This window comes from Pantoea sp. JZ2 (assembly GCF_035191405.1).
GTDB classification, from domain to species: domain Bacteria; phylum Pseudomonadota; class Gammaproteobacteria; order Enterobacterales; family Enterobacteriaceae; genus Pantoea; species Pantoea stewartii.
Genome location: NZ_CP045247.1, coordinates 3,329,458 through 3,352,373 on the forward strand (window position 1 = coordinate 3,329,458; position 22,916 = coordinate 3,352,373).

Below are 22,916 nucleotides of genomic sequence, written 5' to 3' on the forward strand. Positions count from 1 at the left end.
TTGCCCATGATGACATCGTCTGTCCTGATTGCCGATCTGCGCCGTCTGGTTGGCACAAGTAACATTCTGACTGAGGCCGCGCACACGGCTCGCTATCGTAAAGGCTTTCGTTCTGGTGAAGGCGAGGCGCTGGCCGTGGTGTTTCCGGCTACGCTGCTGGAGCTGTGGCGCGTACTACAAACGCTGGTCGCTGCGGATGCAATCATTTTGATGCAGGCGGCCAATACCGGCCTGACCGAAGGCTCGACGCCGCAGGGCGACGACTACGATCGTCCGTTGGTGATTATCAGCACACTGAAGCTGGATAAGCTACAGCTCATTGATAAGGGCCGACAGGTCCTGGCCTTTCCGGGCAGTACCCTGTATCAACTGGAAAAGATCCTGAAGCCGCTGGGCCGTGAGCCGCACTCGGTGATTGGATCTTCCTGTATTGGTGCGTCGGTGCTGGGTGGCATCTGTAATAACTCTGGCGGCTCGCTGATCAAACGCGGCCCGGCCTACAGTGAAATGGCGCTGTTTGCTCAGATTGATGCCCAGGGGCGACTGAAGCTGGTCAATCATCTGGGCATTGACCTGGGCACCTCGCCGGAAGAGATTCTGGGACGTCTGGATGACGATCGCTGGCAGCCGGACGATGTCCTGCATGATGGCCGTCACGCGTCCGATCATGATTATGCTGACCGCGTGCGCGATGTGAATGCCGATACGCCCGCCCGTTTTAACGCGGATGCCCGTCGTCTGTTTGAAGCGTCCGGCTGCGCAGGCAAGCTGGCGGTTTTCGCGGTACGCCTGGACACATTTGAGCAGGAACCGCAGCAGCAGGTGTTCTATATTGGCACTAACGATGCCGCCGTGCTCAGCGACCTGCGCTGCCATATGCTGGCCCATTTTAAAAACCTGCCCGTTGCCGCGGAATATATGCACCGGGATATCTACGATATCGCCGAAGTGTACGGCAAAGATACATTCCTGATGATTGACAAGCTGGGCACCGACAAGATTCCCCTGTTTTTTACGCTTAAAGGTCGGGTTGACGGCTGGCTTAATAAACTGTCTTTCATAAAACCGCATCTGACTGACCGGCTGCTGCAACGGCTGAGTCGCCTGTTTCCGGCGCATCTGCCGAAACGCATGAAACAGTATCGCGATAAATACCAGCATCATTTAATGCTGAAAATGTCGGGTGACGGCGTCGAAGAGGCGCGCAACTACCTGCGGGAGTTTTTCCGTGAAGGTGGCGGAGAGTTTTTTGAGTGCGAAGGCAAAGAAGGCGCGCACGCTTTCCTGCACCGCTTTGCCGCTGCCGGTGCGGCAGTGCGTTATCACGCCGTTCACGCCACAGAGGTGGAAGATATTCTGGCGCTGGATATTGCGCTGCGCCGCAATGACAGAGACTGGTTCGAAACCCTGCCTGCCGGGATAACGCAGTCACTCAGTCATCAGCTGTATTACGGCCATTTTTTCTGCCATGTCTTCCATCAGGACTACATCGTTAAAAAAGGGGTGGATGTCCATGCCCTGAAAGCGCAAATGCTGGCGATTCTGAAGACGCGCGGCGCGGAGTATCCGGCAGAGCATAACGTCGGCCATCTCTATCAGGCCCAGCCGCAGTTGGCCGCGTTCTATCGTCAGCTCGATCCGACCAACAGCTTTAACCCCGGTATTGGCAAAACCAGTAAGCTGAAAGGCTGGGCGGTCAGGCAGCCCTGACGCCTCAAAAGGCCATGAAAAAACAGGCAGCCATAGGGCTGCCTGTTTCATTAACGCGGTTGCTCTGTGACCGTTACGTCATCGCTGACATCCGAGGCCAGCAGCTGGCGACGTTCGATAATCATGGTCTGCGGCGTCGACAGGACGATCCCTTCTTTACGTAATCGCGTCAGAATATCAAACAGCAGATCGCTTTTTGCGCCTGCAATCTGGCGCTGGCTGGCCACGTTACCGGTTACGCTGAGTACTATGCCCTGCGCGGTAAGATCTTTAAACGACACTGACGGTTCCGGCGTCTCCAGAATGCGCTCATTCTCTTCATACACCTTAAGCAGAATTTCACGTACCTGCACGGGGTCAATATTGAGCGGGAACGTCAGGGTAATCGTCACCACGCCCTGCGCGTTACCCATGGTCGCGTTACGGACGTTCTGAGAAATAAACTGCGAGTTAGGCACGATCACCGTAGATTTATCGCCCAGCTGAATTTCCGTCGCACGCACATTGATGCGACGAATATCCCCTTCCACGCCGCTGATCGTCACCAGATCGCCCACTTTCACCGGGCGCTCAGTCAGCAGAATCAGACCCGAAATAAAGTTCTTAACGATCTCCTGTAAGCCGAAACCGATACCGACGGATAATGCACTGACGATCCAGGCCAGCTTGTTCCATTGCAGCCCCATAATCGACAGGGTCAGCAGGATAATCAGCACATAGCCCACGTTACTGAACAGCGTCACCAGGGACACCCGCATCCCGCTGTCCATGGTGGTTTTGGGCAGGAAGTCGTTGTCCAGCCAGCGCCGCACTGAACGCAAGACGTAAATCCCGACAATCAGGCACAGCAATGCATTAACCAGGTGCGCCGGAACGATATTCAGCGACTCCAGGCCTTTACCGCCCCAGAATTCGATGGCTTTCTGCAACAACTCAATCGGCGTGGACGAGGCAAAGGTGCCGTTGAGCAGCGCCAGCGCCACAAACAGCACCAGGAACGTTTTACCTATCGCCGCCAGAATGGTAGCCACCTGCTGCAGATGACGTTCATCAATGTTCAGTGAACTCTGGATGCGTTTACCTGTCGTGTTACTGATCGAGAACAGACTCTCACAGCCGTCGTTGACCAGATGACTGAGAATATAAAATGAGCCAAACAAAATGCCGCACCACACCAGCTCATAGCTGAGAAAACGCGCCAGCGTGACGTAGCCGATCACCAGCGAGGCCAGGATGGTCAGCGCGGTGATCGTCAGCGCCATCTGAATCAATCCAACCAGGGTAGAACGCGCTTCCGGCGGCGTACCCGACTGCGCCAGGCGACGACGAACGCGCTTGGTGCGCATGCTGATCGCCAGTGCCGTAGTGCCGATAAGTAATGCCGTCAGGCCGTTGGCAAAAATACTGGTATTCAGGCTGGTGCCGACGGTGTAGTTAAAGGACTCGACCATCTGAAAGATAAACACCAGCAGGGCCGTAATCGGCGGGAACGGTTTAAGCGCGATGGCGACTTCGTTCGAAATCGTCGGCAGACGCCAGCTGGGACGACGCGTAGATAAAAAGGCACGACCCAGCCCGGCAATCAGGCCGCAGTAGACGCTGAGTTCGACCAGACGGTAAATAAAGTCCTGCACATCGCTGGAGACTTCATCGCGGCGCGTAAAGGCCTGCGAAATAAAGACGAAGGTCAGGACAACGGCCGCCAGGCTGGTCAGCGCCACGGCAGTTGCCAGAAAACTACGGCGCAAACGCCCTTCAGGCAATTTATTGATACTGACCCAGGCCAGGAACTCTTCACCATAGCGACGGCCGAGCGTCATCACCAGCACCGCGGCCAGCAACCAGCCAACCGTGCCAATGCGCCAGCCTGGCTCCCAGGAGAGTGCGGCCGTGTCTTTCAGCTCATTGAGAAAATCGCCAATTTTTTCCGCATCCAGATCCTGACTACTTAACACGGGCGCCCAGAAGCGCGGCCCCAGAATACTGCCTGAATTCAGGGCGAGTTTATTTTTTAGCTGGTCGCGGCGCAGATTGACGATTTGTGAGGAGAGCATCAGTGCACTGTTTTTAATGCCTTCCGCCTGCTTGATTTGATCGTCAAGCTTGCTCTTCTGACTTTCCAGCGCGCTGCGTTTGCGCGTCACGTCCGGTGTCTCTTTGACGCCGCTTTCCGGTTTGGGTGCCGGACCGAGCACGGCCAGCTGCGCTTCCAGTTGTTGACGATCGGGCTGTAACGCCTGCGCAAGCGTATCCGTATTGCCTGATAGCTCCAGCGCCATCTCATTCAGACGACTGAGCTTATTTTCGTCGCTTTCAACGGAGACCTGGCTTTTAATTTTATCGAGGATCTTCTGCATTTTCGGCAGCTCGACAGAGGCATCCACCTTGGGTTTGTCGTCGGTTTGCTGCGTGGCTTGCGTCGCATCGTCGGCAAAACTCAGCGCGGGTGCGAGCGTCATCAACGCGAAAAAAATCAGAACACTAAATGAACGTAACTTGAGCATATCAATGAGATTCCGGCACAGTAATCAGGCGAATCACCCTCGCCATTTGCGGGTAGTTTAGATTTTCGTCTGCCATGAAACTATAGGAATACAGGTCAATCTCAGCCGGGGAAACGTAGCGCCCCGGCTGAGGATTATTCTACAGCGGCCCCACTGGCTGCGTTGCTGGCAACCTCATCCGCTTTTTGTTTTTTATAGGCCAGTGCAGCCGCCGGAACCGGCGCAGCCTTGCCGGTTTCCAGCCAGTCGCGCAGACGATTCGCATCGGCGAAATGGGTATATTTGCCAAACGCATCGAGTACCACCAGCGCGACCGGGCGGTTCTTAATCATCGTCCGCATGACCAGACAGTGCCCCGCCTGATCGGTGTAACCCGTTTTCGTTAACTGGATATGCCAGCCATTTTTATACACCAGGTGATTGGTATTGCGGAACGGTAGCGCATAACTCGGATGGGCAAACACGGCGGTTTCTTCTTTGGTCGTGCTGAGCTCACCCAGAAGCGGATATTCACGCGTCGCTTTCAGCAGCTTCACCAGATCCTGGGCACTGGACACGTTTTTGATAGAGAGGCCCGTGGGTTCAACGTAATGCGTGTGCATCATGCCGAGCGCGCGCGCCTTGGCATTCATTGCCCGGATAAAAGCATCGTACCCGCCCGGATAAGCGTGAGCCAGACTGGCTGCCGCGCGGTTTTCCGAGGACATCAGCGCCAGCATCAGCATACTGCGGCGACTAATTTCGCTGTTCAGTTTGACGCGCGAAAACACACCACGCATCTCGGGGGTCTGGCTGATATCGACCTTCACCATCTCGTTCATCGGCTGGTGCGCATCCAGTACCACCATGGCCGTCATTAACTTCGTGATGGACGCGATGGGGCGCACCCGATCCGGGTGACTGGAGAACAGGACTTTACCATTGGTCAGATCGACAATCAGGGCGCTCCCTGAGGCGATTTGCGGCTGAGCAATCGGGGCCATCTGCGACAACGTGGTGGTCGCCTGTGCTGAAAGGGTAAAAACCTGCCCGGAAACGAGCAGCGCCAGCGACAACAGTGAAAAGCGAATTTTTGCAGGCATCGTGGAAAAAAGACCCGGTTAAGATTGTGCGCTGTGTAAACACAGGCCGCCAACGCCTGAACAGGCAGAGCGCGGGCTGGCCGCAGCATCATACGCTGAAGTCAGGGAATTTTCCTGGTGAGATTGTTTCTGAGCGTTAAAAAAAGGTTGCCGCCCTGTAGGCGGCAACGGCAGGTTAAAACAGACGCGGGCCATAGCCCCATAACACCACGGTCAGAGCCAGTAGCACTTCGAAGACCAGCACACCAATAGCGAGTGTTGAACTGGAAAAACGCAGACTTTCGTCACGGTCAATATTCAGAAACAGCGGAATGCCGACATACAGCAGATACCCGGTATACAGGAGCGCCAGCGCTGCCGCCAGCACACATAGCCAGACCAGCGGATAAAGCGCGACAAGGCCGCTCAAAAACAGGGGCGTAGCGACATAGCCCGCAAATACGGTGCAGCGCCCCATGCTGGGACGATGGGGATAGTCACGCGCCATCCAGTGAATCACCCGCCCCATAACGGCGACGCCGCCCAGGATCACCAGATAGAACAGAATCCCCAGGCCCAACGCCGTCAGCAAATTAAGCTGCACATATTGCCCTTCTCCCAGGTTCCAGCCTGACTGAGTGGTGCCAATCATGGCGCAGATCACCGGCACAGCGGCCATCAGCAGCACATGGTGAGTGTAATGGTGCGAAACCGTTTCGTTCTCTTGCTTGATAGTGCGCATTTCCTGGTTCGGATGCGCTAACAAACCCCAGACATGGTTCATACGCTTACTCCTCTGACCGATTGGGCCACCCGATCTGTTAACATTTCCACAAGGGGGCAGCAGTCATTTGAGTATAATCGGCAGGATAATTTCTGGGGCCTCTGCGCAAAAAAACGGCGAAAAAGATCGCTTACGGGGTCTTAATCCGCTGTCCTGGCAAATCGGGTATAGACTGAAAGAAAAATCTTCACACAGGGAGTTCAGCCTTGCATTTGGATATCAATGGGTTAATTACGCAGTACGGCTATCTTGCGCTGTTTATTGGCTGTATTGCCGAGGGCGAAACGTTTTTGCTGCTGGGCGGGGTTGCCGCTCACGAAGGGCTACTGCACTACAGTGGCGTCGTACTGGCGGCGATGGCGGGCGGCGTGGTGGGCGATCAGATGCTCTACTGGATTGGGCGGCGTTTTGGTACCCGCATTTTGCGACGCTTTAAAAAACATCAGGATAAAGTGGTGAAGGCGAACCGCCTGATTAAGCGTCGTCCCAGCCTGTTCGTGATTGGCGCACGTTTTATGTATGGCTTTCGTATTATTGGGCCGATCATTATTGGCGCAAGCCGCCTGAAGCCGCTGAAGTTTTTTCTCCTCAACGTCACCGGGGCGGCTGTCTGGGCACTGCTGTTTGTTACGCTCGGCTATTTTGCAGGCGGCATTATCGCCCCCTGGCTGCACAAACTCGACCAACACTTTAAACACCTGCTATGGCTGGGCGCGGCGGTGGTCTTTGCGTTTGTGCTGCGCTGGGCGATTCGCCGCTGGAATCATCACCGGGCCGATCAGTAGCCTTTAAACTGCGGGTTGGCCAGCATAAAGCCGCCGTCGATAATAAACGACTGACCGGTGGTATAGGTCGCCCACTCGGAACTCAGCCAGGCTACCATACTGGCAATTTCGTGCGTATCGCCAGGGCGGCCGGCAGGAATTTCCGGCATTTTTACGTTATGCGCATCCGCGTCGGACATCTTGTTCATCGGCGTCGCAATCGCCCCCGGGGCGACCGCATTGACCAGAATATTGTGGGGCAGCAGACTCAGCGCCATCGATTTGGTCAGGCCGCCTGCCGCATGTTTTGCCGCGGTGTAGGCCACTGAGCCCGGCAGGGGCGTATGCTCGTGCACAGAGGTGATGTTGATGATGCGTCCGCCCTGCCCTTGTTTGATCATGTTACGTGCCGCCACCTGCCCACAGATAAAGACGCCATCGGCATCCACGCTGAAGGTTTTACGCCAGTCTTCCCAGGTCACGTCCATAAAGTCGGCTTTAAAATTTGCCCCGGCATTGTTGACCAGCACATCGATACGGCCCAGTTTGTCGATCAACTGCTGCAACACCTTGCCGCCTTCTGGCGGATCGGCCAGATCGAGCTGAATCGTCTCTGCCCGTTGTCCGGTCTCTTCTACCCGACGGGCGGTCCGCTGTGCGCCTTCCTCGTCTGAACGCCAGGTGATGCCAATATCAAAGCCCTGTTCGGCTAACATCTCAGCACAACGGCTGCCGATGCCCGAATCCGATGCGGTCACAATGGCCACTTTTCGTTGGGGTGCTGTCATAACGGTCTCCTCTGGAAGTGTATGAAAAGTATATACCGGGCTGAAAATTGTGCCGGACGCGGACAACGGGCTCGCCAGGTTAACGATCTGTGCCCGAACGAAGCGGTATGCAGGTACCTGGCTATAGTTAAGTCAGACACTGACAGGGAGAACGCGATGAGTAAGGTTAAACGCAAGATTGACGATCATGGTGTCATAGGTGATCTCCGCACCTGTGCACTGGTCGCAAACGATGGCACGATCGACTATCTCTGCTGGCCGGAGCTGGACAGCCCGTCGGTGTTTTCGGCCTTACTGGACAGTGACGAAGCGGGCCTGTTTTCAATCGCACCCGAGTGGCAAAACGCCCGTCGGCAACAAATTTACCTGCCGGATACCAATATTCTGCAAACGCGCTGGCTGGCCGAAGAAGGCGTGGCCGAAATTACTGACTACATGCCCATCTGCGACCGTCAGGACAAACTGCCACGCATTATCCGCCGGGTGAAAATGGTGCGGGGCCAGGCCCGGTTTAACATGGTCTGTTCGCCTCGCCATGATTACGCCCGCGCGGAAACCCGCGCCGAGATTCAGCGCGGTTGTATCGATTTTCATGCGACGGATCAGCCCTCGCTTCGGCTGGCCGCCACGGTCGTGATGACCCTGGAAGGTAATAACGCCACCGCCAGTTTCGAGTTAAAAGCGGGTGAACACGCCGAATTTGAATTCGGCAGCGTAAATGACGCACACGTTGAAAAACTGGCGACCGCGAACTGTTTCGAAGAGACGCTGAGCTACTGGCGTGAGTGGAGTTGCCACAGTACCTATCGTGGCCGCTGGCAGGAAATGGTCCAGCGCTCAGCGTTGGTGCTGAAGCTACTGACCTCCTGGCAGCACGGCTCCATTGCCGCCGCCGCAACCTTTGGCCTGCCGGAGGAGCTGGGGGGCGAACGTAACTGGGATTACCGTGCCTCCTGGATACGCGATGCGTCCTTCAGCATGTACGCGCTGATGCGCCTGGGCTACGTGGATGAGGCCAAGCACTTCACCGAATGGGTTGGTCGCTGTGTGGAGAACAGCCATCATGACGAGATGCGTTTACAGGTGATGTATCGCCTGGACAGCAGCACGGAACTGCAGGAAATGTCGCTGCTCAACCTGTCCGGCTATGCCGATTCCTGCCCGGTCAGGATAGGCAACGATGCCTGGCAACAGAAACAACTGGATATCTATGGCGAACTGATGGATGCCATTTACCTTGCCAATAAATATGGTGAAGCCATCTCTCAACGGGGCTGGAACCATGTCTCAGAGATGCTGGACTGGCTCTGTGATAACTGGCATCAGCCGGATGCTGGCATCTGGGAAATGCGCGGTGAACCGGAGCACTTCCTGCACTCCCGTTTGATGTGCTGGGTGGCCATGGATCGCGGGCTGCGTCTTGGCATGAAACGTTCCCTGCCGATGCCTTATGAGCGGTGGGACCGTACCCGGCGCGAGATTCGCGACGATATCTGGAAAAACTTCTGGAACAGCGAACGCGGCCATTTTGTTTCGACCCGCCATGGCGATTACCTGGATGCCTCCATGCTGCTGATGCCGCTGGTGCGTTTTGTCGGCGCAACCGACCCTGACTGGATTGCCACGCTGGATGCCATCAAGGCGAATCTGGTCAGCGATGGGATGGTGCGCCGCTATAACATCCATGAAACCCCGGCGGACGGGCTCACTGGCGGAGAAGGTTCATTTGGTGCCTGCTCGTTCTGGTACGTCGAATGTCTGGCACGTGCCGGACGCGTACGCGAAGCCCATTTTGAGTTCGAGAAATTACTGAGCTACGCTAATCCGTTGGGGTTATATGCCGAAGAGTTCGACAGCCACGGCCAGGCACTAGGCAATATGCCGCAGGCGCTGACGCATCTCGCCCTGATTAGCGCCGCCTTTTTCCTGAACCGCAAGCTAAACGGAGATGTCACGTTATGGCAGCCGTAGAGGGCGTTTTTCGCCCAAAATGTTAATGAACAAAGGCGGATAACGCAGGTAAGTCAGGTAAAGTATTTCGATGCGGTAAAAATCCTGATTCACAACATCAGTTTAATGAACATATAATGCGCAGCAGGTCATAGTGACCAGCATGGGTTCGATACATTGACAAGCCTGAAACATGGCGATAAAGACTTGTAAAATATGAAAAAAAGCATTCGCGCGTTCGCTTCACTTGCATTGGCTTTGGCGGCATTCAGTCAGTCAGCCCTTGCGGTTGTTTATCCCTTACCGCCGGCGAACAGCCGTCTGACCGGGCAAAACATTGAGATTACGATTCCTCAGGACAGTAAACTGCCTCTGGAAGCTTTTGCAGCACAGTTCCAGATGGGCCTCAGCAATATGCTGGAAGCCAATCCGGGTGTTGACGTTTATCTGCCTAAGCCTGGCAGCAAACTGATTATCCCTCAGCAGTTACTCCTGCCTGACGCCCCGCGTGAAGGCATCGTGATTAACAGTGCTGAAATGCGTCTTTATTACTACCCGAAAGGTACGAAAACCGTGGTCGTTCTGCCTATCGGTATTGGTGAGCTGGGTAAAGATACGCCGCTGAACTGGACCACAACCGTTCAACGTAAAAAAGATGGCCCGACCTGGACGCCCACCAAAGCGATGCACGCTGAATATGCATCACGTGGCGAAAATCTGCCGGCCGTGTTCCCGGCAGGCCCGGATAACCCAATGGGGCTGTATGCACTCTACATCGGGCGTCTGTACGCCATTCACGGCACCAACGCCAACTTTGGTATCGGCCTGCGCGTCAGCCACGGCTGTGTCCGCCTGCGTGCCGATGATATCAAATGGCTGTTCGATCACGTGCCAGTTGGCACGCGCGTGCAGTTTATCAACCAGCCGGTGAAAGCGTCTGTTGAGCCAGACGGTTCACGCTGGATGGAAGTGCATAATCCGCTGTCGACCACGGAAGAGCAGTTTAACTCTCGTGAACTGGTGCCGATTACGCTGACTCAGGCGGTTGGCAAAGTACTGGTAGACGGTAGCGTGAATCAGTCTCAGGTTGATAAGGCCATCCAGAACCGCTCTGGTATGCCTGTACAGGTTAATGCGCCAGAAAACAGCGTGGCCCCTGCGCCTGTTCCCTTCAATGAAGGTGAAGATGCTGAGCCGAAAGAAGAGCCCATGACGCCAGTGATGTCGCAGCCTGCTAACCCGGTCGCAGTCCAGTCAGAGCCCGCGCCGCAACAGGCTCAACCTGTGCAGCCTTCGCAGCCGCAGCCAGAGCAACCACAGCAGTCGCAACCTGCCCAGCCACAGCCGGCGCAGTAACATTCGCCTGTTACGGGCCAGCCATTCAGGCCCGGTCGTCAGGTCAGTGAAAAGCCAGCGTTGGCGATAGCCACGCTGGCTTTTTTATTGGTCACGGGCTCCACTGTCAACACCACTATCTGGATGGACGGCGAAAACTCAGCCAGCCGGCCAGCAGCGTGAAGGCCAGGACGATCAGAACCAGCAGTAAAAACCCGTGCGGGTTCGACGCCAGCGGAATGCCGCCCACGTTCATACCAAAAAATCCCGCCACAATGTTAATCGGCAGTGCAAGCACCGTAATCACGGTCAGCAGATAAAGTGTCCGGTTACTCTGCTCCATCAACCGTGCTGCAATTTCTTCCTGCAGCAGACGGATGCGCTCCATCAGGCTGGCCAGGTCGTTCAGCACCACGCTAAATTCTTCCGTGAACGCCCGCAGCTCGCGGAGCGTGTCGCGGTTGAGCCAGGCGGGTGGGCGGTTAAGCAACCGGAACAGCGCCGCCGGTTCGGGTGCCAGCAGGCGCTGAATGCGCAGCAGCATGCGCCGGTAATGCCCCAGCTCACTGCGGTTGGCCTTGATTGCCGGACTTAATAAACGCTCTTCAATGTTATCGACTACCTGGCTGATGCGACGCACCACCAGTTCCAGCTGCAACTCCTGTTCACCGAGCAGGTAAAGTAACAGGGCCTCCGCACTGGGAAAATTATGCTTCGCCAGCCCCTGCTGCATCTTTTCGATCATCACTGACGAGCGATAACGTGCGCTCACGACCAGATTATGACGGCACCAGATCCACAGGGTCGCATTTTGCGTACTGCGATTTTCCTGGCTCAGCGTGACGTCGTTCAGTACCGCCAGCAGGGCATTGCTTTGTTCCGCTAACCGGGTGCGCGGCGAGGCGGAATGAATCTCGTCAAAAAAATCATCATCAACCTGAAAGTGGCCCTGCACCCAGTGCTGTGCCCGCGCGTGATTCAGATTGATATGTAACCAGAGAAAGCCTTCTTCAGGAGGGTGTTCACCGAGTTTTACCGCTTCACGGGCATTCAGGCGTTGAGGGAGGGCATCAGGAGAAAAGCGATAACCATGGATGAGTCCGGCCACATCATCATCAAAATCACGTTTTTGTGGGGTGAGAACAACGTCTGTCGCCATGGCAATCCTGTCAGCATCATCAATTAAGATCCACAGCCTGCTGAAGTTTTGTTACAGCAAAATGACCTGTGCCGCCTGGATCATTTTTTTGTCATAAAAAGCGGGTATCACACAGCGTTAACCAGATGTAACTCCGCATCTGCATCCGCTAAGAGGTACGGCATGAGCGAAAACAGTTTATCCTCTTCAGGCACGACGCAGGGACGTCCCGATTTCAACGGCAAAGGCAGCCGCGCAACCAAAACGGCTTTTTATGTCCTGTTAATAGCCGGTCTGGCCTTTGCCGGATTTAATCTGTTTCACGATGTGGAAAAAACTAACACGCCCGTCACCAGTTATGTGCCTTTCTTTCTGCTCGGCCTGGCGCTGCTGATTGCGCTGGGCTTTGAATTCGTTAACGGGTTTCACGATACCGCCAACGCGGTCGCTACGGTGATCTACACGCATTCGCTGACGCCCGGTGCGGCCGTCGTCTGGTCAGGGCTGTGCAACTTTCTTGGCGTGATGCTTTCCAGCGGCGTGGTCGCGTTTGGCATTATTTCGCTTCTGCCCGTCGAACTCATCCTGCAGGCCAGCAGCGGCAACGGCTTTGCCATGATTTACGCCCTGCTGTTCTCGGCGATTATCTGGAATCTGGGCACCTGGTACTTTGGCCTGCCCTCGTCGTCGTCACATACTTTAATTGGCTCGATTATTGGCGTGGGTGTGGCGAATGCGATGTTGCATGGTCGCAGTGGCCTGAGTGGCGTTGACTGGGATCAGGCGCTGAAGGTCGGCTATGCCTTACTGCTCTCGCCCGTCGTGGGCTTCGTCTGCGCCGCCCTGCTGCTGTGGGCCATGAAGCTGTTGATTCGTAACCGCCAGTTGTACGAAGCCCCGCACAGCAACGAGCCGCCGCCGGTCTGGATTCGTGGCCTGCTGATTCTGACCTGCACCGGCGTCTCCTTTGCTCACGGGTCGAATGACGGGCAGAAAGGGATGGGACTCATCATGCTGATCCTGGTCGGCACCATGCCCATCGCCTATGCACTGAACCGTTCACTTCCGCCCGAGCAAATCCCGCGCGTTGCCGCACTGAGTGACGTGACGGCGCGCCAGTTACTGCATATTCAACCGGCCGCCACGCCCGCCCCGGATTCACGCAATGTGTTGACGGCCTTTGTCAGCACTGACACGGTCAATCCGAACGTCTTGCCCGCGCTTGGCATGACGTTACGGGATATCAGCGACCAGATTCGCCGCTACGGCTCGATGGACAATATTCCGGCCCAGTCCGTGACCAATACCCGCAATCAAATGTACCTGGCCGCAGAATCGATCAAGCACCTGCAAACCGCCCATGTCTCGCTCCCCGACGAGACGGCACGTAACCTGAAGGCGGTGAAAACAGAGCTGGACAGCGCCACACGCTTTATTCCGATGTGGGTGAAGGTGGTGGTGGCAATCGCGTTGGGGCTGGGCACCATGGTGGGCTGGCGACGTATTGTGGTCACCGTGGGTGAGCGCATCGGCAAAACCCATCTGACCTATGCGCAGGGGGCCAGCGCCGAACTGGTGGCGATGGCGACCATCGGCGCGGCCGATGCCTTTGGTCTGCCGGTCTCCACGACGCATGTGCTCTCATCAGGCGTGGCGGGCACCATGGCGGCGAACCGCTCTGGCCTGCAGATGTCCACCCTGCGCAATCTTGCCGTCGCCTGGATATTGACGCTGCCGGTCTCGATTTTACTTTCTGCCCTGCTCTACGGGCTGTTCATTCATATCTGACCAGGTGAATTGTCATGGCAACACACGACAACAGTTTCAATCGCGACGCTTTTAATCAGCGTTTAATGCAGGAGTTCTATGACAGCTACGACGAAGAGCTGGAGCTGGAGCTCGACGATCTGCGCTTTAGCGAGGCCGCGCCCACGGGCAGCGATGAAAAAGCCTGGCGCCGTCGTTATTTTCGCGAGCTGCTGCAGTTGCAGGGTGAGCTGGTGAAGCTACAGGACTGGGTAATGCGCACCGGCCATCGGCTGGTCATTCTGTTTGAGGGCCGCGATGCGGCCGGTAAAGGAGGCGTGATTAAGCGCATTACGCAACGCCTTAATCCGCGCACCTGCCGGGTGGCTGCGCTGCCCGCGCCCAACGATCGTGAAAAAACCCAGTGGTACTTTCAGCGTTATATCGCGCATCTGCCCGCCGCGGGCGAGATGGTGCTGTTTGACCGCAGCTGGTACAACCGGGCAGGCGTGGAGCGCGTCATGGGATTTTGCAGTGATGCCGACGTGGCGGAGTTTTATCGCAGCGTGCCCGAGTTTGAAAAAATGCTGACCCGCAGCGGGATTCAAATCATTAAGTACTGGTTTTCGATCACGGACGAGGAGCAGGAGCTGCGCTTCATGAGCCGTATCCACGATCCCCTCAAGCAGTGGAAGCTCAGCCCAATGGATCTGGAAAGCCGCCGCCGTTGGGAAGATTACACGGAAGCAAAAGAAGAGATGCTGAGCCGCACCCATATTCAGGAAGCCCCCTGGTGGGTTGTTCAGGGCGTAGACAAGAAACGGGCGCGCCTTAACTGCATCAGCCACCTTTTGCAGCAGGTGCCTTATGAAGCCGCCCCACACGACGAAATCATTCTGCCGCCGCGTGAACGCTCACAGGACTACCACCGCAACGAGGTGCCGGAAAATATGATCGTGCCAGAAAAGTATTGATCGCGTGCGCGGCTAAGCGCCGCGCTGTCCCGCTCTCACTTCCGGTGAGGCTGAAGAGAACTGACAGGTCTGCCGCTGTAATGCCGCATAGCGGTCAATCGCCGTAGCAATATCGGCTGAGGTTTTTAAGGCGCGAATCTCAGCGAACAGCTCACCCGCTTCGACGTAGGCTTTACGCAAATAGCCCAGCCACTGTTTGATACGTGCGACATGGTACATGCCCGTATCACCCTGTTTTTCAAGCCGGGTATATTGTTGCAGGAGCACCACCACCTCCGGCCAGGCCATGGGCGCATCATTGTATTTGACGACCCGGCTCAGGTTAGGCACGTTAAGCGCACCACGCCCAATCATCACCGCATCACAGCCTGTGATTCGCAGACAATCCTGGGCGCTTTGCCAGTCCCAGATTTCGCCATTCGCGATAACCGGAATAGACAGTCGCCGACGAATCTCGCCAATCGCCTGCCAGTTAATAGCCTCAGCACGGTAGCCGTCTTCTTTGGTACGGCCGTGGACGACCAGTTCGCTGGCACCGGCCTGCGCTACCGCATCCGCAATTTCCATGCTGCGGGCGCTGGAATCCCAGCCCAGGCGCACCTTAACCGTAACGGGCAAGGAGTCAGGTACAGCTGCCCGCATGGCTTTGGCCGCGCGGTAGATTAAGTCGGGATCTTTTAACAGCGTCGCCCCGCCGCCGCTGCCGTTGACCAGCTTCGACGGGCAACCGCAGTTCAGATCCACGCCCCACGAGCCCAGCTCAACCGCGCGGGCCGCGTTTTCCGCCAGCCACTCGGGATGCTGCCCCAGCAGTTGCAGACGAACCAGCGTACCCGACGGCGTCCGGCTGGCATGATGCAGTTCGGGACAAAGGCGATAGAAGGATTTTACCGGCAGCAGTTGGTCGACGACGCGCAAAAATTCCGTGATGCACAAATCGTAGTCGTTGACGTCCGTCAACAGCTGGCGCACCAGAGAATCCAGTACGCCCTCCATGGGTGCCAGTAAAACCCGCATGATCAGACGTTTCCGCTGCGTTTAGGCGCGGGCCGACGTGGACGAGACGCAGGCTTGTCAGACTGGCCCGCTGCGGGTCCCTGACGACGCGGCTGTGCGCGCTTGTCCCCTTGAGGACGCGCCGCGCCGGCACCTTGTCCGCCCTGCCCCCGACCACGGCCGCGTGAAGACGGTGACTGGCGGCCGTTCACAATCGGTTCCGCTTTGATGCTGGGATCCGGCTCATAGCCCGGCACAGCCAGTCGTGGAATTTCACGCTTCAGCAAGCGCTCAATATCACGCAACAGTTTGTGTTCGTCGACGCAAACCAGCGACAGCGCTGCACCCGTTGCGGCGGCACGACCGGTACGCCCAATGCGGTGTACGTAGTCTTCAGGCACGTTTGGCAATTCATAGTTCACGACGTGCGGCAGTTCTTCAATATCCAGACCGCGGGCCGCGATATCCGTCGCAACCAGCACACGAATCGCGCCGGATTTGAAGTCGGCCAGTGCACGGGTACGTGCGCCCTGACTCTTGTTACCGTGGATTGCGGCGGCCGTAATGCCGTCTTTACCCAGTTGTTCGGCAAGGTGATTGGCACCGTGCTTGGTGCGGGTAAAGACCAGCACCTGCTGCCAGTTACCTTCGCCAATCAGCTGAGACAGCAGTTCCCGCTTGCGCTTTTTGTCAACAAAATGCACCTGCTGAGAAACCTGCTCAGACGCGGTATTGCGGCGCGCGACTTCAACCTGCTCCGGGTTGTGCAGCAGTTTTTCTGCCAGGGTTTTGATCTCATCTGAGAACGTCGCCGAGAACAGCAGGTTCTGACGTTTAGCTGGCAGTTTGGCCAGTACGCGGCGGATATCGTGGATAAAGCCCATATCGAGCATGCGATCCGCTTCATCCAGTACCAGCACTTCAACCTGAGACAGGTCAACGGCGTTTTGATGAGCCAGATCCAGTAGACGGCCCGGCGTGGCCACCAGAATATCGACGCCGCCGCGCAGCTTCATCATCTGTGGGTTGATGCTGACGCCGCCAAACACCACCAGCGAACGCAGCGGAAGATATTTGCTGTAGTCGCTGACGTTTTCACCGACCTGAGCGGCCAGTTCACGGGTCGGTGTCAGAATCAGCGCGCGCACCGGACGACGGCCGCGCACTGTTCCGGTATTCGCGGACAGTTTCTGTAATAAAGGTAAGGTAAACCCGGCGGTTTTGCCGGTGCCGGTCTGCGCGCTTGCCAGCAGATCGCGGCCGGACAGCACAACAGGAATCGCCTGGCGCTGAACAGGCGTCGGTTCGCTGTAGCCCTGCTCAGCTACCGCACGCAGAATATCGGCACTCAGGCCGAGAGAGTCAAAAGACATGACGAGTATTACTCCGGTCCACTCTGACCGCGTTTGGCGGTGTAGTTTTCAGAGGGATAGTGACGCCAGCTGAGGCTGACGCGTGAAAAGGGTGCAAACTACGATGCATAAGCGGCGGAGTGTAACAGCTTTACCGCCCCTGTGCGAGATAGCTCACAATTGATTACATATCTCCCAACGACAAAAGCCACCTTGCGGTGGCTTTTTTAGCGCGACAGCCTGATTCAGCTGCGTTTTTTCTCAATGCGTCCTGCCGGCTCTTTCGCCAGCAACGACACCAGCGCGGGCCCCAACAACATCACCACGCCAAGGCTGGCTAACAGTAAGTTGTTGTGGAAAATGCGCGACACCAGGAACAGCGTCATCATCGCGGCACCGAAATAGTACGTGGTGGTCGCTTCTTCCAGGTAATCACCCAGGGTACGTAAACGGGCACTACGCTGCGTGATCAGCATGGCGATAAACACCGCTGCATAGGCCACCACCAGGGTACTGCACACTTCGACCAGTGCTTTATGTTTCCAGCCCCAGACCAGTGCGGCAATCACCAGCAGGTGCATCGCGATGTGGGCCCAGGTTTGACCGGTAATAATTTGAAAGCGATTCGACAATTTCATTTCTCTCTCCTGCAGACCTGGCACGTTGCACATATGCAACCGTAACCGGCCAGGGACGGTTTCTCAATGTAAAGCAAATTTCAGATAACGCCCTAATTATTCCTCTTCTTCACCCTCCATTTGTGACAAAGACTACACTTTGTTGTTGATGAAGATGAAAAGGAGCGCGTCGCGAGTATGCCACAAATCAAGCAAGGATTTTCATTTAAAGTCCTGACGATTAATACCCATAAAGGTTTTGCCCCGTTTAACCGACGCTTCATCTTGCCCGAATTGCGTGAAGCGGTGCGCGCAACGTCAGCAGATATCGTCTTTTTGCAGGAGGTGATGGGAACCCATGACATTCACCCTCTGCAACATGAAAACTGGCCTGATACCTCCCACTACGAGTTTCTGGCCGACACGATGTGGAACGATTTTGCCTATGGGCGCAATGCGGTTTACCCGGAGGGACATCATGGCAACGCCGTGCTGTCGCGTTTTCCCATTGCTGAGTACGACAATCGCGATGTTTCAATTGCCGGGAGCGAAAATCGCGGCATGTTGCATTGCCAGCTTACCCTGCCCGATGGCCGGGGCACGCTGCATGTCATCTGTGTGCACCTGGGGCTAAAAGAGGCACACCGTCGTGCCCAGTTGGCGATGTTAAACGACATGGTGATGGCGTTACCCGCTGACGCACCTGTCGTCGCCGCCGGTGACTTTAACGACTGGCAGGGGCGAGCCAACAACATACTGCAAAAAGGGGCGGGACTAAAAGAGGTCTTTAGCCTGAAAAGCGGACGACCTGCGCGGACGTTTCCGGCACGCTTTCCCCTTCTGCGACTGGATCGTATTTACGTGCGCAATGCGACGATCAGTCAACCCTGGGCATTGCCGCGTAAACCCTGGTCACACCTTTCCGATCACGCGCCGCTGGCGGTGGAGATCCATCTATGAATTTTGAGTGGCAAGACGGCAACAAACTGCGCCTGCTGGAAAACGGGGACGCATTTTTCCCCCGGGTATTTGGCGCGATTGCACGTGCCGAACACAGCGTACTGCTGGAAACCTTTATCCTGTTCGAAGACGATGTGGGCAACGCCCTGCACAAGGTGCTGCTGGCGGCGGCGCAGCGCGGCGTCAAGGTCGAAATGATGGTCGATGGCTACGGCTCCTCCGAGCTGTCCCAGAGTTATGTCAACAGTCTGACGCAGGCGGGCGTGCGCTTTATCTATTACGATCCGCGTCCGCTGATCATGGGCATGCGAACTAACGTCTTTCGCCGTCTGCACCGTAAAACTGTGGTCGTGGACGGCGTTATCGCCTTTGTCGGCGGCATCAACTTTTCCGCCGAGCACTACACGGATTTTGGCCCGGAAGCCAAACAGGATTATACCGTGGAGGTCAAAGGTCCGGTGGTCGCCGACATTACCCGCTACCTGCAAGAGGCGATTGGCAGTCAGGCCACCACTCGCCGCTGGTGGGGACAGCGTTCACATCGTCCGGCCAAAAACACCCTGCCCGGCGACGCGCAGGTCCTGTTTGTCTATCGCGACAACGATCAGCACCGGGATGATATTGAGCAGCATTATCTGGACATGCTGCGCACCGCCAAACAGGACGTCATTATCGCCAACGCCTACTTTTTCCCTGGCTACCGTTTGCTTAAGGAGATGCGCAATGCGGCACAGCGCGGCGTACGCGTGCGATTGATTGTGCAGGGTGAGCCGGATATGCCGATTGTGAAAGTGGGCGCTGAGCTGCTTTATAACTATCTGGTGGATGCGGGCGTGGAAGTCTATGAATATTGCCGCCGACCGCTGCATGGCAAAGTGGCGGTGAAAGATCAGCAGTGGGCTACCGTTGGCTCAAGCAACCTCGATCCCTTGAGTTTGTCCCTCAATCTTGAAGCCAACTTGATCATTCACGATCGCAACTTTAACCAGACATTACGCGATAATCTTGAGCATTTACTGGCTGAAGACTGTCAGCGCGTCGAAGAGGATAAGTTACCACCACGCACCTGGTGGCAGCTGACGAAAGGCGTTGTCGTGTTCCACTTTCTGCGTCACTTCCCGGCTATCGCCGGCTGGTTACCGGCGCATACGCCAAAGCTGGCTCAGGTGGATCCGCCGGTTCAGCCCGAAATGGAGACGCAAGATCGCGTCGAAGCCAACAATGAAGGAGCCAATTCCTGATGGCAAACACGCATCCACGCTGGAAACTGGCAAAAAAAATCCTGACCGGGCTCTTCTTCGTCGCCGTCATTGTGTTGCTGGTGATCTATGCACGCAAAGTGAACTGGGATGACGTCTATAAGGTCATTGTTAACTACAACCGCTTTGTGGTGCTGACCGCGGCGGCACTGGTTATCGTCAGTTATCTGGTTTACGGCTGCTACGACCTGATTGGTCGGGCCTACTGTGGTCATAAGCTGGCCAAACGTCAGGTAATGCTGGTGTCATTTATCTGCTACGCCTTTAATCTGACGCTCAGTACCTGGGTTGGCGGTGTCGCTATGCGCTACCGGCTCTATTCGCGGCTCGGCCTGGACAGTGCGACGATTACGCGCATTTTCTCCCTCAGCATCGCCACTAACTGGCTGGGCTACATCCTGCTGGCGGGCGTGATCTTCAGTGCAGGCCTGGTTCCCATTCCCGGCGGCTGGTTTATCGGCGAAACCACACTACGGCTTATTGGTGCCGCGCTGCTGGTGCTCGTCGCGTTTTATCTCTGGGCGTGCGCGTTTTCTAAACGTCGTCGCTGGAAAGTGAAAGGGCAAACCCTGCAGTTGCCTTCCCTGCGCATGGCGCTGTTTCAGTTTGCCGTCTCCTGCGCCAACTGGCTGGTTATGGGCACGATTATCTGGCTGCTGCTGGGCCGGGATGCCGGTTATCCCATGGTGCTGGGCGTACTGTTAATCAGTAGTATCGCAGGCGTAATTATTCATATTCCGGCGGGGATTGGGGTGCTTGAAGCGGTATTCGTGGCGCTGCTGGGCGGCGAGAACCTTTCACACGGGACCATCATCGCCGCGCTGCTGGCTTACCGCGTGCTGTACTTTATTTTGCCGTTGCTCCTGGCACTGGTGCTGTATCTGGGACTGGAGAGCCGTGCGAAACATATGCGCCATAAGAACGAGCAGAAGCTACAAAAATCGTAGTAAACAGGCTGCTCTGGTTCACCAGAGCAGCCTGTTTTTTAACGGCGGTTGCCAAAAATACGCAGCAGCATCAGGAACAGGTTGATAAAATCAAGATAGAGCGTCAGCGCGCCCATGATTGAGTAGCGGCGCAGGTTTTCCGTGTCACGCGCATCAATCTGCTCACCGATATTTTTCAGTTTCTGCGTGTCATACGCGGTCAGGCCAACAAACACCACCACACCGATGTAGGTAATGGCCCACATCAATGCCGGGCTTTTCAGCCAGAAGTTCACCAGCGAGGCCAGCAGAATACCAATCAGCGCCATAAACAGCAGACTGCCCAGGCGGCTTAAATCACGTTTTGTGGTGTAGCCGTAGAACGTCATGGCACCAAACATCCCGGCCGTGACGAAGAACGTGCTGGCAATGGACGAATAGGTGTACACCAGAAAGATACTGGCCATGGTCAGCCCGGTCAGGGCCGAATAGAGCATAAATAACCCCGTTGCCACGGCCCCGCTCAGGCGATGCACCATACCTGAGAGGAAGAACACCAGCGCCAGTTGCACAATGATCAGGCCGAAGAAGGTGATGCGATTTGCAAACACCAGCTCCATCACCGCCGGTGTGCGCGCGGCAAACCAGGAGACGAAGGCAGTGAGTAACAAACTACAGGTCATCCAGCCATAAACCTGTGCCATATAAGCCTGCAACCCACGAGATGCAGGCTGAACTATTGAATCATTCTGTGGATATCGGTCCATGATGCACCTCTTGTTAAACAAATATGTTGTGCCCCAAAACGGGCTGTCTGAGTAAGTGTGGCACAGCTCTGTTCAACTGTGCCACAACGCCGTACTTATCGACGTGACAGGCACTGCTGATAACGACTGTCGACGCGTTGAGCAAACCATGCCGTAGTTAAATTGCGGGTAATTTTAGGACTTTCAAGTCTGATGCCCGGCAACATTTCCCGTGGCAAAGGCTTTCCGGCCATCTTGTCTGCCAGCGTAAAAACCTGCTTCCACAGATCGCTGTCGCTGAAGTCCGCCTTTTCGCCCCGCTCCAGATCGTGGCGGATTTCGCTGTTGCTCATATCAATGCGTTTCGCCAGCGTCCGCACCGCCAGCTCCGTCGATCCTGGCGTGTCCGAACCATACTGAATCAGATCGCCATCCAGCGCCAGCTTCATCCCTGTCGCGCGGGCTACCGCCGCCTGGAACGCCGCATTGCGGCTGGCGTACCAGCCCGCATTGTAGTCCGCGAACCGGTAAAGCGGCTTGCTGTAGTCAGCCGGATAGCCCAGCAGGTGCATTGTGCCGAAATAGACGCCGCCATGACGCGTGAAAACTTCACGGCGAATGGAACCGTCAACCGGCCATGGATAGCCTTTGGCATGGGCTTCTGCAAACGCAATACTCACCTGCATCGGTCCGCCGGTATGAACAGGGTTGAGGTTGCCAAACAGCTTCTGCCCCATGGGCACCATCTCAATAAAGTCGTCGAAAATGGCGCTCAGATCTTTTTCACTTTTCGCCTTATCCAGCCGCGCAGCGTAGCTTTCGCCATTACTGGACTTGATTAACAGCGCGGTGCGCACTAAAAACGCCGGAACATGCACCTTCGCCGCCCGGCGGTCGATCTCCTCCCAGGCGATTTTTGCCATACCGGGTACGGTGCCGTTGGCGTCAAATCCTGACTCCTGGCCCGCCACCGCAATAACCGCGCACAAATTACTGTCGCTGGCGGTCAGGCCCTGGGTAAGGAACGACGTATAGATATCGTCAGCCCAGCCTGATTTATCGCTGACACCGGCGGGCAGCAGGCGCTGAATCTGCGCTTTGACATCCTCAGGTTGCCTGGCGGGCGCTTCTGGTGTTTTTTTGCTGCTACAGCCCGCCAGTATCAGGATAGCGAGCAACGTCAGGCGTTTGGGGAATGAAATGAATGACATACCTGTCCTCTGAGGCAAAAAGAGTAGCTTAACACTGCGCCGCTTCGCAGGGCAGATGCGATGATATGAACTAAGGTTATCTCTTTTCACGAAAA

19 protein-coding genes are annotated in these 22,916 nt (G+C 56.1%); 9 read left to right on the forward strand and 10 right to left on the reverse strand.

Translation table 11 applies throughout. From position 1 onward, the window contains the following. The first annotated feature begins 6 nt into the window (after positions 1-6). Positions 7-1,710, forward strand: coding sequence for a D-lactate dehydrogenase (dld, locus tag GC087_RS15980; protein ID WP_324028696.1), 1,704 nt, complete (start codon positions 7-9; stop codon positions 1,708-1,710). A gap of 50 nt (positions 1,711-1,760) precedes the next feature. Here the strand turns inward: dld and GC087_RS15985 are convergent, their stop codons facing one another. The 3 genes from GC087_RS15985 to GC087_RS15995 all read right to left on the reverse strand — a co-directional run bounded on the left by GC087_RS15985 (position 1,761) and on the right by GC087_RS15995 (position 6,059). Next, positions 1,761-4,214 carry a DUF3772 domain-containing protein gene (locus GC087_RS15985; protein ID WP_033737711.1) on the reverse strand — a complete coding sequence of 818 codons (2,454 nt, stop codon included), beginning with the start codon at positions 4,212-4,214 and terminating at the stop codon, positions 1,761-1,763. A 134-nt stretch (positions 4,215-4,348) separates the two neighbouring features. Beyond that, complete coding sequence (pbpG, locus tag GC087_RS15990) at positions 4,349-5,296, reverse strand: D-alanyl-D-alanine endopeptidase (protein WP_263758862.1); 948 nt, start codon at positions 5,294-5,296, stop codon at positions 4,349-4,351. Positions 5,297-5,471: 175 nt separating this feature from the next. Beyond that, a complete protein-coding gene (locus GC087_RS15995; RefSeq protein WP_033737713.1) occupies positions 5,472-6,059 on the reverse strand; it encodes a Yip1 family protein in 588 nt (195 codons plus the stop codon). A gap of 206 nt (positions 6,060-6,265) precedes the next feature. Between GC087_RS15995 and GC087_RS16000 the strand changes: the two genes are divergently transcribed. Further along, complete coding sequence (locus GC087_RS16000) at positions 6,266-6,844, forward strand: DedA family protein (protein ID WP_033737714.1); 579 nt, start codon at positions 6,266-6,268, stop codon at positions 6,842-6,844. On the opposite strand, the gene GC087_RS16005 is transcribed toward GC087_RS16000, so the two are convergent. Next, positions 6,838-7,611, reverse strand: coding sequence for an SDR family oxidoreductase (locus GC087_RS16005; protein ID WP_324028697.1), 774 nt, complete (start codon positions 7,609-7,611; stop codon positions 6,838-6,840). The two genes, GC087_RS16000 and GC087_RS16005, sit on opposite strands and share 7 nt — an antisense overlap. Positions 7,612-7,767: 156 nt before the next feature. On the opposite strand from GC087_RS16005, the gene GC087_RS16010 reads away from it, so the two are divergent. Both GC087_RS16010 and GC087_RS16015 read left to right on the forward strand, forming a co-directional pair. Continuing rightward, entirely contained in the window at positions 7,768-9,582 is a 1,815-nt protein-coding gene (locus tag GC087_RS16010) for a glycoside hydrolase family 15 protein (RefSeq protein WP_164483077.1), read from the forward strand. A 195-nt stretch (positions 9,583-9,777) separates the two neighbouring features. Further along, positions 9,778-10,917 (forward strand): L,D-transpeptidase family protein, encoded by a 1,140-nt coding sequence (locus tag GC087_RS16015; protein WP_033737717.1) that lies wholly within the window; start codon positions 9,778-9,780, stop codon positions 10,915-10,917. Positions 10,918-11,032: 115 nt separating this feature from the next. Here the strand turns inward: GC087_RS16015 and GC087_RS16020 are convergent, their stop codons facing one another. Beyond that, entirely contained in the window at positions 11,033-12,055 is a 1,023-nt protein-coding gene (locus GC087_RS16020; RefSeq protein ID WP_033737718.1) for a transporter, read from the reverse strand. Between the two features lie 162 nt (positions 12,056-12,217). On the opposite strand from GC087_RS16020, the gene GC087_RS16025 reads away from it, so the two are divergent. Together GC087_RS16025 and ppk2 are read left to right on the forward strand one after the other, a co-directional pair. After that, the gene (locus tag GC087_RS16025) at positions 12,218-13,822 is read left to right on the forward strand and encodes an inorganic phosphate transporter (RefSeq protein WP_006118524.1); all 1,605 of its coding nucleotides are present in this window, start codon (positions 12,218-12,220) and stop codon (positions 13,820-13,822) included. 14 nt (positions 13,823-13,836) lie between these two features. Next, entirely contained in the window at positions 13,837-14,754 is a 918-nt protein-coding gene (gene ppk2 / locus GC087_RS16030) for a polyphosphate kinase 2 (protein WP_039341492.1), read from the forward strand. A 12-nt stretch (positions 14,755-14,766) separates the two neighbouring features. Here the strand turns inward: ppk2 and dusC are convergent, their stop codons facing one another. The 3 genes from dusC to GC087_RS16045 all read right to left on the reverse strand — a co-directional run bounded on the left by dusC (position 14,767) and on the right by GC087_RS16045 (position 17,740). Further along, positions 14,767-15,771: a tRNA dihydrouridine(16) synthase DusC gene (dusC, locus tag GC087_RS16035; protein ID WP_052133227.1), complete on the reverse strand. Its 1,005-nt coding sequence runs from the start codon at positions 15,769-15,771 to the stop codon at positions 14,767-14,769. Between the two features lie 2 nt (positions 15,772-15,773). Then, the gene (rhlE, locus tag GC087_RS16040) at positions 15,774-17,123 is read right to left on the reverse strand and encodes an ATP-dependent RNA helicase RhlE (RefSeq protein ID WP_006118521.1); all 1,350 of its coding nucleotides are present in this window, start codon (positions 17,121-17,123) and stop codon (positions 15,774-15,776) included. Between the two features lie 224 nt (positions 17,124-17,347). After that, positions 17,348-17,740: a YbhQ family protein gene (locus GC087_RS16045; RefSeq protein WP_033737724.1), complete on the reverse strand. Its 393-nt coding sequence runs from the start codon at positions 17,738-17,740 to the stop codon at positions 17,348-17,350. Between the two features lie 177 nt (positions 17,741-17,917). Here GC087_RS16045 and GC087_RS16050 point away from each other — a divergent pair, with 177 nt between their 5' ends. From GC087_RS16050 to GC087_RS16060, 3 genes are read left to right on the forward strand one after another with little or no spacing between them, the layout of a single operon-like run. Then, positions 17,918-18,679, forward strand: coding sequence for an endonuclease/exonuclease/phosphatase family protein (locus GC087_RS16050; protein ID WP_324028698.1), 762 nt, complete (start codon positions 17,918-17,920; stop codon positions 18,677-18,679). Then, a complete protein-coding gene (gene clsB, locus GC087_RS16055) occupies positions 18,676-19,920 on the forward strand; it encodes a cardiolipin synthase ClsB (RefSeq protein ID WP_033737726.1) in 1,245 nt (414 codons plus the stop codon). The genes GC087_RS16050 and clsB overlap by 4 nt, the downstream gene beginning before the upstream one ends. After that, entirely contained in the window at positions 19,920-20,885 is a 966-nt protein-coding gene (locus GC087_RS16060) for a lysylphosphatidylglycerol synthase domain-containing protein (protein WP_033737727.1), read from the forward strand. The genes clsB and GC087_RS16060 overlap by 1 nt, the downstream gene beginning before the upstream one ends. 38 nt (positions 20,886-20,923) lie before the next feature. Here GC087_RS16060 and GC087_RS16065 read toward each other — a convergent pair whose 3' ends face one another. Both GC087_RS16065 and GC087_RS16070 read right to left on the reverse strand, forming a co-directional pair. After that, positions 20,924-21,631: a Bax inhibitor-1/YccA family protein gene (locus tag GC087_RS16065; protein ID WP_324028699.1), complete on the reverse strand. Its 708-nt coding sequence runs from the start codon at positions 21,629-21,631 to the stop codon at positions 20,924-20,926. A 95-nt stretch (positions 21,632-21,726) separates the two neighbouring features. Continuing rightward, positions 21,727-22,821 carry a DUF1615 domain-containing protein gene (locus tag GC087_RS16070; protein ID WP_324028700.1) on the reverse strand — a complete coding sequence of 365 codons (1,095 nt, stop codon included), beginning with the start codon at positions 22,819-22,821 and terminating at the stop codon, positions 21,727-21,729. Between the last annotated feature and the right edge of the window lie 95 nt (positions 22,822-22,916).